Genomic DNA, 16,869 nt, shown 5'->3' with positions numbered 1-16,869 from the left:
GAAAAAAAGGAGGGGCTGTCCCATGAAAACAAGTATGAAAACCATAATGATGATGTATGTATCACAACTGCAAAAGCCCCGGCCTTTCTGCATGTCTGTTTATTAGCGGTGTTTTTTCATATCCATGTCGTATGATGATACAAGGCACCCTTTTCTATTACATGAGTTCCTTGACTGCCGATTATCGGCGGACATTGTATACACGGTTCCAAATGTAGTGAATATAACAGCAGTATAAGAGGTCCACCAAATTATACTTCAGAAGCAATTAAATGTACTTAAGAAAGCATGGTATGTCTTTTCAATTATTGTGTTTATCATAATCAGATCCCTTCTTATATTCTTATACAAATATGTATTTCATAACATATCCTGGAATTAAATTGTTTGAAATAGCATCTATAGAGGACAGTAAGATAACAGCACTGTACCTGCTATAGGTGCTTTTTGCGTAAATTCCATGGAATGGAATAAATAGAAATTACAGATGGTGTGTTTTTATGAAAAACAGGAGGGATTACCATGACCATTGAATACAAAAAAAAGGCCATTCATGCAAATAGTATACCGAAAATCCGTTATATTGTAGTATAATAATGGTAGGAAGGGGGAAGGGAAAAGGTATCTCAATCAAGAGAAATAGAAAAATTAAATTTTACATGACATCATACAGGCCTTCTTATATAATAGTTGTGCAGGAAAAGAGTGATGTTATGAATGAATTTATGGAATATGTGTATTGTTTAATTTATATTGTAGGAATAGCCTTCTGCGTTATCAGAGTAAACAATGATGTAAAATGGAATACTCGTACGGTGCTGCTGATTATTGGATACAGCTATATCAATATGCTTGTTACCAATAATATTGATGTATCTGATATCATGTTTTTAGTATCCAACATGTTCTCTACTCTTCCGGATTTTTTGTTTATCTGTGTATTATGCAGAAAAATAAAACTGTTGAACCTATTTTATCTATTGTTTTATACGGTTTCGTTCATGACCTTTATAGAAATATTTATGTATGCTCATATCCATTTATTCAACGGGGCATTTGATGCAACCTTTGTACCCGGGATATTGCGCACCGCTTCCATTATGTTTGCTAATGTCTGTGCAGCAATAGCATTTCAGATACCAGTATATCTGTATCGTAGATTTTTCGTCGTATTATCAAAAAAACAATTGCTTCCATTTGTTTTTCTACAAATTTTTTTCATGCTTGTCCTTATGATGTACATGAGGGAGTTGGAGCTTTATCCAAAGGATCTCGCTATGTTCTTTGTATTTCTGCTCATGGTAGTGCAGACATTGACCGTAGATTTCATCTTTGTTCGATTCTGGCTGCTTGCTCAGGAGAAGAGTGAAATCGAACTGACGGAGCTTTCTAGAAATATACAAAATCAATATATGCATGATTTACAAGAGGAACAGGAGAAAAACAGAGAGCTTCGCCACGATATGAGAAATCATATTGAGATACTGGAAAGCATTCATCATGACCGTGATTTTTTGAATTATCTGGATCGTGTAAGAAAAGATGTAGATGAACTGGGACAACGTATTAAGACAGGGAATATGTTTCTGGATGCATGTCTGAATACGAAAATTGAATCAAATAATGATATACAGTTTGAGGTCAGTGCATTTGTAAATGACGAAATAGGTATTGAGGATAAGGATATGTGTGCTCTTGTATTCAATATGCTGGATAATGCCATTGATGCCGCTAGGGGTAGTGAACATAAGAAGGTGGACATAAAGTTAATGATACATAACGATTCTCTGATTATTGAGGTTACCAATTCAACTGTTCAAGCACCGGATTTTCATTCCAGAAAAGGAACTGGACATGGGTATGGAATGAAAATCATTGAGCGTATTGCAGCTCAATATGAAGGTATGGTGAAATATGATTATGATGAACAAAGCCATACGGTAAGTGTGCACTGTCTGATGCCTCTTCCAAAATAAGAAAGGTTGGTAAATTTATATGAAATTTGAAATTAAGAAAAAACTTATCGATTATGCATTAAAAAATGTATCAAACACATCAGTTTTTGGACATTTTATGCCAAAGCCTTTTACCTATAAAAAGGAATCTGTGAAATCACAGAAGCATGGAAACAATAAGTAGAAGGCTGAGCATATTTCTTGCAAAACGAGGTCTGATTGAAGAGGATGAGGTGGATATCATCCGCTTTGCCCTTGAACTTCTTCTTACACAGGGAATACAGATTGTCAGTATGCTCATACTGGGATACTTCCTGCAGTTTTTCTGGGAAACGGTGCTTTACCTGTGCATGCTGCTTTTCCTGAAACGTTATACTGGCGGTTATCATGCAAAAACATATGGACGCTGCTATCTGATAACGATGATTATCTATCTGCTGGTGTTACTCTGTGTGGAGTATCTGAATATATACAGTCTGCTGGTCTTTCTTCCTGCCGGACTTGGTATTTTCATTTATTTCGGCCCGTGTCTTAGCTATAAGACGATGCTGGAACGTAGAAAGCAGCAGCTGCATCTGAAGCTTTCTCTGGCTCTGTGTCTTGTTTTGCTGCTGCTGTTTTTGGGAGTCCATGAATTTCGCTATACGATAGAAATTGCAGCTATTCTGTTTTTTACCGCGGTGATGATGCTGCCGGTATTCTGGAAAAAGTCAAAAACAATCTGATGAAAAAGGTCTGGTATGTCATGATGACGATCAGATCTTTTTGTAATATCTTTGGCAGCTTCACCATACATGTCAAATACTAAGAAAGCTCAGTACAAAACGTTGATCTTTATAAAAATAAATATTCGCAATGATAAATTAGAAAGATGGGAACGACTGTTTGCCATATACATAGTTTCCGATTTCATGGATTGTTGTATTGGTACTATTTTTTGTATAATATCCGTTGTATAATACAAAGGAAACACGTAATATGTATAAAAGTAAGGGGAATGAAAGGGGAAACAGAATAGAGGGAGATTATAATGAATTACACGATAAAGGAATTGATTGAAAAAGAGGATAGGAAAAATCCATATACGGATGAGCAGCTCGCAAAGCTTTGCAATATGAGTCGTGAGGAAGTTACACTTCTGCGTCAGGAACAGGGAATCTTAGACTCCCGGGAGCGGAGAAGGCAGATATTACTTCCAGAGGTTAAGGAAATATTGCAGGCAAACGAAAAAATATCAGACCGGAAGCTTACAGCGATACTGAATGATCGGGGATATCAGATATCGCGATTTATTGCTAGAGCAGTGCGTGATGAGCTAGAGCCCAAAGCGAAAAAAGAGGAACGCCTGCAAATGGATCCGGATCGTGATTTTGAACAGCTGATTGGTTATGACGGCAGTATGAAGCGGCAGATTTCCCAGGCACAGGCTGCTGTTCTTTATCCGCCTAGAGGTCTTCATACTCTGATCCATGGTCCCAGCGGTGTTGGAAAAAGCCAGCTGGCCGAAGCCATGTATCACTTCGCCATTCATGTGGGTACCATACAACAGAATAGTCCGCTGGTAATATTCAACTGTGCAGATTATGCGGATAATTCAGAGCTCTTACTTTCACAGCTGTTCGGTTATGTGAAGGGAGCCTTTACGGGTGCGGATCATGAGAAATCAGGGCTTGTGGAAAAAGCCGATGGAGGTATTCTGTTTCTGGATGAGGTACACCGTCTGCCAAGCGAAGGTCAGGAAATGCTGTTCTATCTGATTGATAAGGGTATGTATCGAAAGCTGGGGGAAACAGATAATACAAGAACGGCAAGACTTCTTATCATTGCTGCCACTACGGAGGATTTGGATTCCTATCTTCTGACAACCTTTCGACGCAGAATTCCCATGCTGATCGATTTGCCGCCATTGAGCGAGCGCCCGCTTCTGGAACGTCTTATGATTATCAAAGCCTTTCTGTTTCAGGAAGCTCTGCGAATACAGCAGAATATCATTTTGGAAAGGGATGCTCTGCGGCTTTTACTGAATTATCCGTGTTCGGGCAATATCGGACAGCTGCGAAGTGATATTCAGGTGGCCTGTGCCCGAAGCTTCTTAAAGCATATTACATATGGGGATGAACAGCTGATCATAGCGCTGGATGATTTGCCACCCCATGTAGGTAATCTCGCGCTTAATACCGCATCACGTGAATCCCGGAAGCTGTGTGAAAGTGATTTATTTGTTTCCTGCACAAAACCAAGAGAACAGAGTGCGCATATGGGCCCGAATATCTATCAGTTCATAGAAGAAAAATACGAAGCCCTTTTGAATGAGGGATGTACAGAACATGAGGTTTATCAGACACTTGGAAAAGAACTGGATACAGAGATGGACAATCTGTTCAATAAAATAAAATATCAGCAGGTTGATCGAAAAAATCTGGAAGAGGTTGTGGGTAATCGTATTATTCAATCCGTACAGAAATCAGTTGATATCGCCAGGATGAGCATGCAGGATATCAGTCCCAATATACTCTCGCCCCTTTGTCTGCATGTGAGCGCAAGCTATGAACGTATGAAATGTGGAAAACGTATTATGAATCCACAGCTTAAAAAAATAAAAAAAGAGTATCCGCTGGAATTTGCCACTGCACGAAAAATGTGTATGCAGTATCATGAGGATTTCATGATAGAGCTGCCGGAGGATGAGATAGCGTTTATCGCCATGTATCTTAAAACCTTTACCAAAAAGAAGAAAGAGGAAAGCAGAGGGAAAATTGGAATCATCGTTTTAACACATGGCAATGTCGGTATCGAAATGGTGGAGGTCGCCAATCAGCTGCTGAATGCTAGCTTTGCAATTGGACTTCGCTGTGCCTTGGATGAACCAAGCAGTCATGCCCTGCAGCGGACACAGCATGCAGTGGAACAGCTTGATGAAGGCAGGGGCTGTTTAATTCTCACAGATATGGGATCACTGGTAACATTCGGACAGATTATCACACAGCGCACAGGAATTGACACCCGTACGATCTCCCGTGTAGACACTGTCATGGTTATAGAGGCAATTCGCAGAGCAATACTGGAAGAAACAACACTTGATGAATTGGAACAGGCATTGAATATGGAAAAGGAAATCAATTTCCATGGTAATCTGGAGCTTGAAGAAAAGGAAACTGTGATTGTTTCCATTTGTCTGACAGGTAAGGGCAGCGCGGTCCTCATCCAGTCAAAAATACAAAAGCTGCTACAGGAGCATAACCTGACAATCCGAATACTGACACTGGGGGTCATCAGCGAAAACGGAATTGAATTTGAACTGGACCACCTTGCTCGCAGCTATCATATTCTTGCGATACTGGGAAACTTTCAGATAGAGTATCACCAGATACCATTTTTATCCACGAATGAAATTCTCAATGGAACAGCACAGCAGGAGCTGCTAAGCATCATAAAAAATAACAGACAGCCCGGAAAGACTGTGAATTGCCTGCAGGAGCTTCTTGATGAGGATATCATACTCTGTCATGTACAGGATGCTTTATGTAAAAATGATATTCTGGAAAAGCTGGTAGACCTGCTCGTTAAAAAGGAACATGTATCTGAGGAATATCTGCTGGATGTATACAAACGGGAGGCAATGGGCGCAACCATTATGGGAAAGGCAGCTATCCCGCATGGTTTTACAGAACATGTCACAAAACCTGCCATTGCTATTCTGACCCTGCAGGATGCAATATTATGGGAGGATGACTTTGAAACGAATATCATTTTGATGCCGGCACTGCAGGAAGAGAGTATCGCATACACGCAGGAATTGTTCTCCATATGCAGCGATTCAACGCTGATTCAGGCACTTTCGGCTTGTCAGAAGCCGCAGGAAATCATAAGGCTGATAGCCACTTACACAAAACCGTCCAATTAGTTGGCACGGTTTTTGCTATTTTATGGGTGAAGGATAAAACATGATGGGAGGTGAAGCTGTTGGATCAGGAAATACAAATCGTCAGAGAATGTATTCTGCCGCATTATGCAGCACAGCAGAAGGAAGATATCATACAGGAACTCAGTAAGCGAATGAAAGAACGAAATCTTGTGAATGCAGATTTTCAGGAAGCGGTATTAAAACGGGAACAGAAGTATCCTACCGGATTGCTGATAGGGAAACGCAATATCGCTATACCTCATACAGAGCCGCAGTATGTTAAAGTACCGTGTATCGGTATCGCCACCTTGAAAAAAAGTGTTGCGTTTCACCGCATGGATGCATGTGATGAGCTGGTGGATGTGGATGTCGTACTGCTGCTTGCCTTGAATCAGGCACATGCACATATGGAAATGCTGAGCAGAATCATCCTCATGTGCCAGGATGAAGCATTCATCGAGGAATTGATGCGGGCAGAGCAGGAAACAGATATTGAACAAATCGTCAGAGAACGATTAGAAGGAGGAAAACAGCATGAATCGTAAACCATTGGTACTGGTTGTATGCGGCGCAGGAACCCTGACTTCCGTTATTGCCAGCCAGGGAGTGGAACAGGGCTTGAAGAAAAGAGGAATCACAGATGTGGAAATCAAGGTAGGCAGACTGGACGATATCGGACGGTACGCTGATCGTATTACCGTGCTTGTCGCTTCCATGAATATTCGCCAGAAATATGATTTTCCGGTTATCAATGCCATATCGTTTCTGACGGGGGATGAGGATGGTCAGGAGCGTGTCGTGGATAAAGTGGCTGATATTTTGAAAAATAAATAAGCAGAGAAAGTGAGGAGAAACTTATGGAAATGCTACAGAATTTTTTTGACTGGTTCTTCGCCTTGGGCAGCAGTGTGTTTGTGCCGTTCATCATGTTCACACTATGTATGGTGTTTAAGGGCGGTTTGAGCAAGAGTCTGCGCAGTGCCCTGTATATGGGCGTTGGGCTTGTTGGATTGGGGCTGATCGTTGATTATTCCGTTGCAGCGATGACACCTGTTACAGAATCACTCGTAAATAATCTGGGATTGAGTCTGAATGTAATTGATATCGGGTATGGAAATGTCAGTGCAGCCTGGGCTTGGCCGGGCGTAGTCTGGGTGATTTTGGGTATTATTGCAGTGAATTTCATCATGGTTGTTTTAAAGTGGACAAAGACGCTGTGGGTGGATATGTGGAATATCTGGCATGGTGAGTTTGTTGCCGGTATGATGTGGGCATTTACCGGAAATATCTATATCGGTGTTGCCAGCGGTCTGATCTTGCTTGTCATCAATATGAAGCTTGCCGATTATCACGCTAAAAAAATACAGGAGTTTAACGGTTTGGAGGGAATTTCTGTAGTTGCGACCTCAGGTACCTTTACAGCATCCTGGGCACAGGGATGTATGTGGGTAATCAACAAGATACCGGGGCTTCGCGATATCAAGGCATCCTCCGAACAGATTAAGGAGAAATTCGGAATTTTCGGGGAAATGTCTGTTATTGGTGCGCTGATGGGTACCGTTATGGGAATCGTTGCCGGCTTTGATTTTATTAACACGGCACAGCTGGCAATCAAGCTTGCGGCAGTGCTTGTCATTCTTCCAAGAATGCTGTCTATTATTGCAGAAGGTATTATACCGATTTCCAATGCACTGTCTAAATTCATGAGAGAGAAATTTCCAGGCAGAGAGCTGTATATCGCAGTAGACCCAGCCATTCTGCTGGGGGATCCTTCCGTTATGTCAACAGTAATCCTGATGTATCCGATTTCCGTTATGATTGCAGCGGTTATTCCGGGCTGTAACTTTCTTCCGGTTGCATCTCTTGCGGCTCTGCCATACTGGATTGGCGGCATGGTGCCGTATACAAAGGGAAATATCATTCATACGGTAATCTGTGCAACGCTTTGGATCATACCTGCCACTCTGATTGCTTCCTCTCTGGCGGGAATATGCACCGATCTTTGCAGCATGACGGGGTTATTTACAGATCAGATAGCAAATGGCGCAATGTTTACCAACTGGGATGAAGGTGGAAATATTCTTCTCTGGTTATTTGTCAAGGCAGGTCAGCTGTTTGGATTTGGCGGATAAGGGGTAAAAAACTTGAAGTATCCAACGGGAAAGCAAGAAAGCTGTACCTGTATACAGCAGGAGAATGGAGATAGTATGAAACAGGCAGTATTGAAACAGCAGGGGGTGCTTGCCATTGCGGATGTACAGGAGGATCTAACTCTGCAGGCGGATGAGGTGCTTGTTGAGGTGAAGGTTGTTACGATCTGCGGATCGGATCTCAGCTACTTTCAGGCTGAAACGCTGCCGCATGATTTACAGTATCCGCTGGTGCTGGGACATGAGATGGCCGGCATTGTAAAAGAAACCGGTACTGCTGTAAGCGGTGTTCAAAAGGGAGATCGTGTAGCAGTGGAGCCGCAGAGCTATTGCGGGCATTGCGAGGCCTGTCAAAGAGGAGATTATAATTTCTGTGAATCATTGCAATTCATGGCCAGCAAGGGAATCAGCGGAGCTTTAAAGCAATATGTGAAGTGGCCGCAAAGCTCAATCTATAAGCTGGAGGATTCCATGTCCTTTGAAGAAGGTGCGCTGCTGGAGCCGTTATCTGTTGCATACAGCGCGATTGAAAAGTTGGACTTTCACAAGGAAAGCAGGCTTGTGATTTTAGGAGCAGGATCTATCGGACTGCTTATGGGAGTGCTGATGCAGGAATTATATCCCGAGGTGAGCATTCATCTAGTGGATGTTTATGAGAGTAAGCGGGACATAGGAGAGCGTCTGCATATGAAAAAGGATCAGTTTCTGATAGGAACTGCGTATGAACTGGAATCTATGAAGCCGTTTACCCACATCATTGATACAACCGGGAACAGTGAGGTGGTGAAGCAATTTCTGCAGCATAGCATACCGCAGGCCGTACTTCTGGAACTCGGTGTCAGTGATCGTCCTTTGGAAATCAGCTTTAAGGATATTGTATATCAGGGGCTTCGCATTATAGGCTCTTACCGCTATACGAATACCTATCCCAGACTTTTGAAATTGTTTCGGGAACAGCACCTGCAAGTGCGCGATATTATAACGGGCAGATACCCGTTTGAAGCAGTACAGACAGCCTTTGAACAGGCAATGGATGGACGCCATCACAGCAAAATCGCCATTTATTTATAACGAAAAGCCTGTTGGCTGTGCAGTAGGCAGCATGCCGACAGGTTTTTCATACATTTGGAAGGAATGTAAAAAAGAGGTTGAAGGAAAAAAAGCTAACGTATGATAAGCATCCCGTATTGCGTCTATCGGGGTGTATAAACCGTTATGGGATAAAAACGTACAGTGTATCACAGAGAAAGCGAAGCGCAGTAAGGAAAGCAGGAGTGCGTGTATAGGAGGATATGATTATGAAATTGAATACAGGAATGAATTTGTCTGTGGATCTGGATAAAATGGAATTTATATATGATGTAGCTACGACAGGACCGCTTACAGAGAAGCGTAGACTGGATGATATACGTGCAAGCTTGAGTGATCCGAATGCAGAAGGACCGTCCATTGTTTATGCAGTTGCAATGGATGTAGCCAAAAAGAAGCATATGCAGGATTTAATTGACCGCAATCTTTTGTATGGCGCGATGATTTTTGAAAAAGGAGTTATCGGGGAGGAGCCTGTTCGTTCTCAGGGGCATATCCATGCGGTGTCAGCCTCATGTAATGCCTCTACCTGTGAGGTATATGAAATCTGGGCAGGGGAGGCCTATATCTATATGCAGGAATATGCCGGGGATGATCCGGGGCGTTGCTTTGCAGTTCATGCCAGAACCAAAGATGTAGTGATTGTACCGCCGGGGTGGGCACATTGTACAATCAACGCGGATCCCTCCAGAGCCATGCTGTTTGGTGCATGGTGTGTCCGTGATTATGGTTTTGATTATGAGCAGGTTCGCGCACATAGGGGAGTTGCATTTTTCCCAAAAGTAAAGGATGGCAGTATCACCTTTGTGCAGAATACACAATATCACCCTGCACAGCTAGAAATTCTGAAAGCAAGAGCATATCCGGAATTTCATCTGGAGCAGGGGGTACCAATCTATACGCAGTATGAGAATAATCCGGAAAGATTCCGTTTTGTAACGCATCCACAGGAGGCTGAGGAGCAATGGAAGGAGTATCGACCATGAAACAGAAGAAGCTGGTCGTCCATTTTGGCGCAGGTGCATTGGGAAGAGGTTTGGTTGTACCAATGCTGTATGATAGCGGCTGCCGTATCGTGCTTGCGGATACAAATCCGATGCTGATCGAAAAAATGAAAGATGCAAAGTCCTATACACTGGATGTTTCAGATGATGAACAACAGAGACTGCATACCATTAAAATAGAAGATATCGTTTCACCTGTAACGGATGAAGCGATGCTTCTTGCATATTTGCATATATGTGATGCAGTGACTACATCAGTCCGCAGAGAAAATCTAATCCATGTCGCAAAGGTTCTAGCCATGGCATGGGGGACGGAAAGTGATTCCCGGCGTATGGTTCTTTGCTGTGAGAACGTGGAGGGTGTAGGGGCATACTTTCACTCTCTGCTTATGGATTATGCGAAAAATGAACAACAGAGGAAAAACCTGTCTGTGATTCGCATACCGGATACGATTGTTGACCGCATCTGCGCAGCAGGATCCACCATTATGGAGGTTACGAGTGAATCGTTTCATGAATGCAGTGTCGATGCAGACGTGGTGACAGATACGGGAATCGCCAAGATACCGTCATTAACAAATATTCGCTCCCACTTTTATCGCAAGCGGTATCTGCTGAATACCTATGCAGATGCAATGGCATTTCTTGCACTTGAAAAACAGCATACCTATTTATATGAAGCAGCGAAGGATGAAGAAATTCAGAACAGGTTGGACCCATATATTCGTCTTTTGATACAGCTTTTAAAAGCGAAGTACGGAATCGCCATGAATGAGAGCGAGCATTGGTTTCAGCTGTACCGAAAACGACTTTCCAATCCGGAAATTCCAAGAGAGCTGCATACGGTTGCCCGCAGTCTATGGAGCAAAATGACACTTAGTGAACGTTTTATCTGTCCGCTAATAGAATTGATTCATTTGCATATCGATGTCAGCGACGGGCTGGCGGTCATACAAGAAATCATTGAGAGTCAGGCCGGAAGAGAAGGTCTTACAGATGATGAAGTACACAAAAAGCTGCAGGATCTATGGGGTGGGACGGAGTATGGAAGGAAGCTGCTTGAGATGTTTATTGCTTTGGAATAGATTTGAAAGCAATCACCTTAACGCAATATCTGTTCCTTATCATGAATGAGTCCTTCTGTAAACAGGCTTATTTTGTTTATCATATAGAGATCGTTTTCTTTTCTGCTTTTTTAATTGAAGTTTATGAAACGTAAAGAACGCAAGCTGTGGCCTGCGTCTTTTGCGCTAAAGCTGTATTGGTTTTTAAGGACATAGACAGGAATTTCCTGCTTTTACGTATCCTTTTAGTTTGTACCACTTCACGCTGAAGTATGATTGCAAGCTCATTCGTGTCTTGCTCGTTTATAGGTGGATACCATATTGTTGCGTAATGAATTCCAGGTCATTATAAAGCTCCTGCCGTGTATAGCCGCCTTCCTGTAGCTCGGATTCGCTCAGAGAATTCAGCTGATCAAACGCAGATAGTGCAACCTTGAGATATTCCATACTGCCGGTCGCAAAATATCCACGTAAATATTGTACAGCTTCGGGGTATTTCCTTTCCCTTAGCAGCGCCTGTATCCGTCTGTGATATTTTTTCACATCTTCATCACTGAGCTCCTCCTCCACCCTGATTTCACTTTTCTCCCGATGTAAAAGCACCTTGCCCAGCATGTCGGTCATGCCCTCAATCTGCCGCATGATCCAGTCGTTTTCAAATACACTCATAATCCATTCCTGTCTGCCGCAAATACGATTCCGGCATCCCTTCTGGCAGCTTCATACACCTCCATAACCGTTCTTGAATAAGCAAGCAGCTGTGTACAGCGCTCATAGTCATCCAGCTTATAAATATCACGGAAATCCTGTAATTCATAATACAGAGCTACATCATTCTGCACGATGGAAGGATGCTCAGCACGTTCCCTGCCGATCTGAATGGTATAGGCGGCGCATCTGCTTGTTTCCGAACGCATGGTGATAAATCCCTTTTCTCCCTGAATCTGTGCAATGCATTCACTTCTGGTATCCTTACAGCCGACGCATACCGCCTGAAAGCCGTCGTATTGCATAAGTACAACACCGCTTGTATCAATGCCATTTGCATGTTTATTGGCATAGTAGTGCACTGCTTTGGGCTTACCGAATAATCCGATTACATAATGCAGATTATAAATATTGATGTCTGCAAGTGCCCCTCCGGAGAATTCCGGATTGAATACATTCGGTGTTTCCCCCTGCAGAAACTTGTCATAGCGGCTGGAGTATTGAGAAAAATTACACTGAACCATCCGAATGGTACCAAGCCGTGGAAGCTCTTCTTTCATGCGTAGATAATTTGGCATATGTGCAGTTACGATTGCCTCGAAAAGATACAGGTGCCGATCCTGTGCTTCTTTAACCAGACGATCGAATTCCTCAACCGTGGATGTGAACGGCTTTTCACAGATAACGTTTTTTCCTGCCTGCAGAGCTTTCAATGCATGCTCAAAATGCAGGCTGTTCGGTGATGCGACATAGACGAAATTGATTTCCTCATCCTTCAGCATATCATCCAGATTCGTATAGATTTTATCAATTTCATATTTGTCTGCCAGCTTGTGGGCTGAGGATTCCTTACGTGAAAACATGGCAACACAGCTGATATTGGCACTTTCCTGCACTGCCGTTAAAAACCAGTCAACGATAAAGCCTGTTCCTATGGTTGCTACATTCATGACTATCCCTCCATTCTTATCTTAAATATAGCACATATGCATGTTTGTGAACAGAGAAAGAGAATGAATTGCGCCAAGAAGCAATTCTTAAAAAACTGTTGGTTTTCATGATTTGTTATCTGATGTTTTTCCTGTATAATGAACATGTAAAGGGTGTTGCTATGAAAAAGAAATGCCTTGTTTACCTGATTATCCTGCCGCTTTTATTGCCGCTATCCGCGCATGCGAGAGCGGGAGGCGGTGGTTCCGGAGGCGGTGGTGGAAGCTCTAGTGGCGGATCCTCATCAGGCAGTACGAATTCTAATCATTATTACGGACGTGGATACAATGACCCGATTGGCAGTATGTTCTCTATGATTGCCATAGGAGGTCTGCTTGTATTGATACCTGCAATGCCGATGCTTGCCTATCGTAGAAGAGTGAAAAAGAAAGCAAAGCAAAGTGCTGCCCTGCTGCATCGGATGGAAGATACGGATGGCATTTGGAATGAAAAGCTGATAAAGCAGCGGGTAGAGGATATTTACTATCATGTACAGGATGCATGGACGAATACAAATGTTGAAGATCTGAAGCCTTATCTTACAGAACATTTGTACGAGCAGTGGAAGATGCGTCTTACCTGGATGGAGCTGCGCAATGAGCGCAATGTTCTGGATAATATCAAGCTGCTAAAAAGTGCGGTGGTTGGCATTCAGGATTATCGCGATGACAGTCAGGATTCCTGCTGGCTGTATATCGAAGGAAGCATGATAGATTACACCATAAATTCACAGACGCAAACAATTATAGAAGGTAAACGGAAAACATCAACCTTTGTGGAATATTGGAAGCTGCAAAGAATCGGGGATACCTTTTACCTGGATGATGTCAGACAAAAAGAGGATGTGAATCCGGAGGATTTTACAGATTGGAGGGAATAAGCGTGAAGACTAAGGATATCGTATGTGCTGTGATTTGCATGGATCAGCGTCTGCTCATTGCGAAGCGAAGCAGCGGTGTACATGAGAACATCTGGGAATTTCCCGGTGGCAAGGTAGAACCGGAGGAAACACGGGAACAGGCAGTAGCTCGTGAAATCAGGGAGGAGCTGGAGCTGTGTGTGGATATCGACAGATATCTTACAACGATCCAGGATAACAGAGAGGATTGCACACTGCTTGTACACGCCTATCTTTGCAGATACGTAAGTGGCGAAATTCATCTGCATGCCCATCATGAATATGCATTGGTAACGCCGCGTGAGCTTTACAGCTATCAATTTGAAGCAGCAGATCAACCTATACTGGACATGCTTCAGGAGAACGCCTTATGATGTGGGCATTCTGTATCGTACTGCTTACGCTGATAACGATTGTGGCACTACCGATAGTTTCAATGTCTGCGTTCATGCTTGCATGGGCAACCGCACATAGATATATGTCACCGGTTTTTATGTTTACAGTGATTATGGTGTTTGTCTACCTCTGGAGTATGCTGATATCAAAACAGCGGAATCAGTGCTGGCTGAAAAAGAAAACACAGCTTGTACTGATTCTCCCTGTGATTCTGGGAATCTGTATACTGGGCGGGACCTTTGCATATGATGCATGGCAGAGCCGGTTTGAGGTGATGCGAAGTGAGGTTGATTTGTTTGAATATGAACCGTTTCATAGTGATAAGCTGGCAGTTCTCAATAAAAAAAGCTCCTATTTGATGCAGGAGCCACTTTTAAGGCTTGACGGCGCAACAGCATTATACCCGGTGTATGCTTCCTTCGTGCAGGCAGTGTATCCTAGGGAAGGCTATGATGATAGTACAGATATTGTGCGATGTACAACAACCCCGGAAGCATATGAAAATCTACAGAAGGGTGATACTGATCTTATTTTTGTGGCAGCTCCCAGCGATAAGCAAAGGGAACTGTTTGAAAAAGAGGGAAAAGAGCTTATCATGGTTCCCCTCGGTATGGAGGCCTTCGTATTCTTTGTGAATTCTGAGAATCCGGTGGAATCATTAACATCACAGCAGATTCAGGATATTTACAGCGGTAACATCATAAATTGGAAGGATGTCGGTGGCAATGATGAACGAATTCGAGCCTTCCAGCGTCCGGAGGGAAGCGGTTCGCAATCGGCTTTGCTGCGCTTTATGGAGGGAAAGAAATTGATGTCGCCACCGCAAAAGGATGTGGTAAGCGGTATGGGAGATATCGTAACGGAAACTGCAGAATACGAAAACAGGGAAAATGCAATCGGCTATTCCTTCCGCTATTATACGCAGGGGATGGTGAAAAACAAGGGAATACGTCTTCTGAAGGTGGATGGCATTGAACCGAGCGTTGAAAATATCCGCAAGGATACATATCCGATCAGCAGTCCGTTTTATGCTGTCTATGTGAAGGGGAATACGAATAAGAATCTGAAGCCGTTTCTAAGCTGGATTCAGTCAAAGGAAGGAAAAGAGCTGATTGAGAAAACAGGATATGTGGCAGGCTCATAGCTTTTATAGAAAAGAAGATCGGATAGAGGCTCCGATTTTCTTTGTTTTACTCACAGGTATTTATATCAGTTAATTCTTAGGCTTATCTAAATTCCATAATTTGTTATAATTACACAGCGCTTTATAGTATAATGATAATAGAAAAGAGGGTGAGAGATTATGCTTAAAACAGAAGAAACCAAAGTTCTGCGCGATCCGATTCACGGCTATATTCATGTGGATCTGAAGGTGGTATGGGATTGCATCAACGCAAAGGAAATGCAGCGTTTGAGACGGATCCATCAGCTGGGGGGAGATTTTCAGGTTTATCATACGGCAGAGCATTCACGGTTCTCCCACTCTCTGGGGGTTTATGAAATTGTGCGGCGCATGGTTTATGAAATTGATCAGCTGCGGGAGGTATTGAGTGACTACGAAAAGGCGGTAGTGATGCTGGCAGGTCTGCTTCATGATATCGGACACGGTCCGTTTTCTCACGCCTTTGAGGGAATCAGTACGTATAAGCATGAAGAGTACACCGTGAAAATCATCATGGAGAATAGCGAAATTCATCAGATACTTGCCGCCTGTGATGCGCGGCTGCCGGAGGATGTTGCTAGTATTATCCAGTACCGCCATGCAAAGGAATGTATGAATCAGCTGGTAAGCGGTCAACTGGATGCGGATCGTATGGATTATCTTCTGCGGGATGCTTATTTTACCGGAACCAGCTATGGAAAATTTGATCTGGAGCGAATTCTGAGAACAATACGTGTAAAGAATGGAAGAATCGTTGTAAAAGCAAGCGGGATACATAGCGTTGAGGACTATATCATGGCCCGTTACCATATGTACTGGCAGGTGTATCTGCATCCGGTGGCACGCAGCTATGAAACCCTGCTTTCTATCCTGTTTCGCAGGATGAAGGAGGTGTATGCTCTGCATCCTGAATATCTGAGTGATGTAAAAATGTTTCACCCATTCCTCTGTGGAGCGGATGCGGGCATTGATGCGTTGTATCGTCTGGACGAATCCGCAGCCCTGTATGGATTCTCTGAGCTGGTAACCTGCAGGGATGAAATCCTGCGTGATATATCCTATCGACTCTTAAATCGAAAGCTGTTTGAATATGTAACACTGAAAAATCCGGAGGATTTAGAGCGTATTCAGCTGCATGTACAGGCATTGGGATACGATCCGGACTATTATGTTTATCAGGATGTTGTCTCACAAAAGCCGTATTCTCCTTATAAGAGCAATGAAAGCGGACATAATATCTGGGTACTTGAGGAAAGCGGCAAGGTTAAGGAGCTGTCAAAGGCCAGTGATATTGTTCGTGCATTAACAAGAGCTGATTTAAAAGAGGAATCAAAGCTTTATTTTCCTGAAGAAAAACTGCATATAAAATAACCGTCATAGAGATACTCGAAAGCTTACGGCAGGCTGTATATCAACAATACCGTAGGAAAGGAAGAGGAAACTGTCTATGACGGTTTTCTGTTGGATTCACTTTTTACGGAATCCGGATGGTAGTTAATGTATTTATACGATATTTACTATCAAGAGAATAGGAAGCATAGAATTGTTT

General features: G+C 43.0%; 15 protein-coding genes. 13 read left to right on the top strand and 2 right to left on the bottom strand.

The genetic code is table 11. From position 1 onward, the window contains the following. The first annotated feature begins 659 nt into the window (after positions 1 to 659). The 9 genes from G4D54_21980 (at position 660) to G4D54_21940 (ending at position 11,187) form a co-directional block, all read left to right on the top strand. Positions 660 to 1,976 (top strand): GHKL domain-containing protein, encoded by a 1,317-nt coding sequence (locus G4D54_21980; GenBank protein QJA04912.1) that lies wholly within the window; start codon positions 660 to 662, stop codon positions 1,974 to 1,976. Positions 1,977 to 2,122: 146 nt separating this feature from the next. Next, positions 2,123 to 2,680 carry an accessory gene regulator B family protein gene (locus tag G4D54_21975; GenBank protein QJA04911.1) on the top strand — a complete coding sequence of 186 codons (558 nt, stop codon included), beginning with the start codon at positions 2,123 to 2,125 and terminating at the stop codon, positions 2,678 to 2,680. Between the two features lie 305 nt (positions 2,681 to 2,985). After that, positions 2,986 to 5,859, top strand: a complete 2,874-nt coding sequence (locus G4D54_21970) for a sigma 54-interacting transcriptional regulator (GenBank protein ID QJA04910.1) — start codon at positions 2,986 to 2,988, stop codon at positions 5,857 to 5,859. A 59-nt stretch (positions 5,860 to 5,918) separates the two neighbouring features. Further along, complete coding sequence (locus G4D54_21965) at positions 5,919 to 6,404, top strand: PTS sugar transporter subunit IIA (protein ID QJA04909.1); 486 nt, start codon at positions 5,919 to 5,921, stop codon at positions 6,402 to 6,404. After that, positions 6,394 to 6,693: a PTS sucrose transporter subunit IIABC gene (locus G4D54_21960; GenBank protein ID QJA04908.1), complete on the top strand. Its 300-nt coding sequence runs from the start codon at positions 6,394 to 6,396 to the stop codon at positions 6,691 to 6,693. Before G4D54_21965 ends, G4D54_21960 begins: the two co-directional genes overlap by 11 nt. A gap of 23 nt (positions 6,694 to 6,716) precedes the next feature. Continuing rightward, complete coding sequence (locus G4D54_21955) at positions 6,717 to 7,991, top strand: PTS galactitol transporter subunit IIC (GenBank protein ID QJA04907.1); 1,275 nt, start codon at positions 6,717 to 6,719, stop codon at positions 7,989 to 7,991. Between the two features lie 75 nt (positions 7,992 to 8,066). Further along, positions 8,067 to 9,080 (top strand): alcohol dehydrogenase catalytic domain-containing protein, encoded by a 1,014-nt coding sequence (locus G4D54_21950; GenBank protein ID QJA04906.1) that lies wholly within the window; start codon positions 8,067 to 8,069, stop codon positions 9,078 to 9,080. A gap of 227 nt (positions 9,081 to 9,307) precedes the next feature. Beyond that, positions 9,308 to 10,084 carry a glucose-6-phosphate isomerase gene (locus tag G4D54_21945; GenBank protein ID QJA04905.1) on the top strand — a complete coding sequence of 259 codons (777 nt, stop codon included), beginning with the start codon at positions 9,308 to 9,310 and terminating at the stop codon, positions 10,082 to 10,084. After that, positions 10,063 to 11,187 (top strand): mannitol dehydrogenase, encoded by a 1,125-nt coding sequence (locus G4D54_21940; protein ID QJA04904.1) that lies wholly within the window; start codon positions 10,063 to 10,065, stop codon positions 11,185 to 11,187. The genes G4D54_21945 and G4D54_21940 overlap by 22 nt, the downstream gene beginning before the upstream one ends. Before the next feature lie 282 nt (positions 11,188 to 11,469). On the opposite strand, the gene G4D54_21935 is transcribed toward G4D54_21940, so the two are convergent. Both G4D54_21935 and G4D54_21930 read right to left on the bottom strand, forming a co-directional pair. Then, the gene (locus G4D54_21935) at positions 11,470 to 11,835 is read right to left on the bottom strand and encodes a hypothetical protein (GenBank protein ID QJA04903.1); all 366 of its coding nucleotides are present in this window, start codon (positions 11,833 to 11,835) and stop codon (positions 11,470 to 11,472) included. Further along, a complete protein-coding gene (locus tag G4D54_21930; GenBank protein ID QJA04902.1) occupies positions 11,832 to 12,824 on the bottom strand; it encodes a Gfo/Idh/MocA family oxidoreductase in 993 nt (330 codons plus the stop codon). Before G4D54_21930 ends, G4D54_21935 begins: the two co-directional genes overlap by 4 nt. 107 nt (positions 12,825 to 12,931) lie before the next feature. Between G4D54_21930 and G4D54_21925 the strand changes: the two genes are divergently transcribed. The 4 genes from G4D54_21925 to G4D54_21910 all read left to right on the top strand — a co-directional run bounded on the left by G4D54_21925 (position 12,932) and on the right by G4D54_21910 (position 16,691). After that, positions 12,932 to 13,744 (top strand): Tim44 domain-containing protein, encoded by an 813-nt coding sequence (locus G4D54_21925; protein ID QJA05268.1) that lies wholly within the window; start codon positions 12,932 to 12,934, stop codon positions 13,742 to 13,744. A gap of 2 nt (positions 13,745 to 13,746) precedes the next feature. After that, positions 13,747 to 14,136: a (deoxy)nucleoside triphosphate pyrophosphohydrolase gene (locus G4D54_21920; protein ID QJA04901.1), complete on the top strand. Its 390-nt coding sequence runs from the start codon at positions 13,747 to 13,749 to the stop codon at positions 14,134 to 14,136. Then, positions 14,133 to 15,302, top strand: a complete 1,170-nt coding sequence (locus G4D54_21915; GenBank protein QJA04900.1) for a PstS family phosphate ABC transporter substrate-binding protein — start codon at positions 14,133 to 14,135, stop codon at positions 15,300 to 15,302. The genes G4D54_21920 and G4D54_21915 overlap by 4 nt, the downstream gene beginning before the upstream one ends. A 159-nt stretch (positions 15,303 to 15,461) precedes the next feature. Beyond that, positions 15,462 to 16,691, top strand: coding sequence for an HD domain-containing protein (locus G4D54_21910; GenBank protein QJA04899.1), 1,230 nt, complete (start codon positions 15,462 to 15,464; stop codon positions 16,689 to 16,691). Positions 16,692 to 16,869: the final 178 nt, after the last annotated feature.

The sequence above is a fragment of the [Clostridium] innocuum genome (genome assembly GCA_012317185.1).
Taxonomy (GTDB): Bacteria; Bacillota_I; Bacilli_A; order Erysipelotrichales; family Erysipelotrichaceae; genus Clostridium_AQ; species Clostridium_AQ innocuum.
This window is presented reverse-complemented; position numbering and strand designations above follow the sequence as displayed.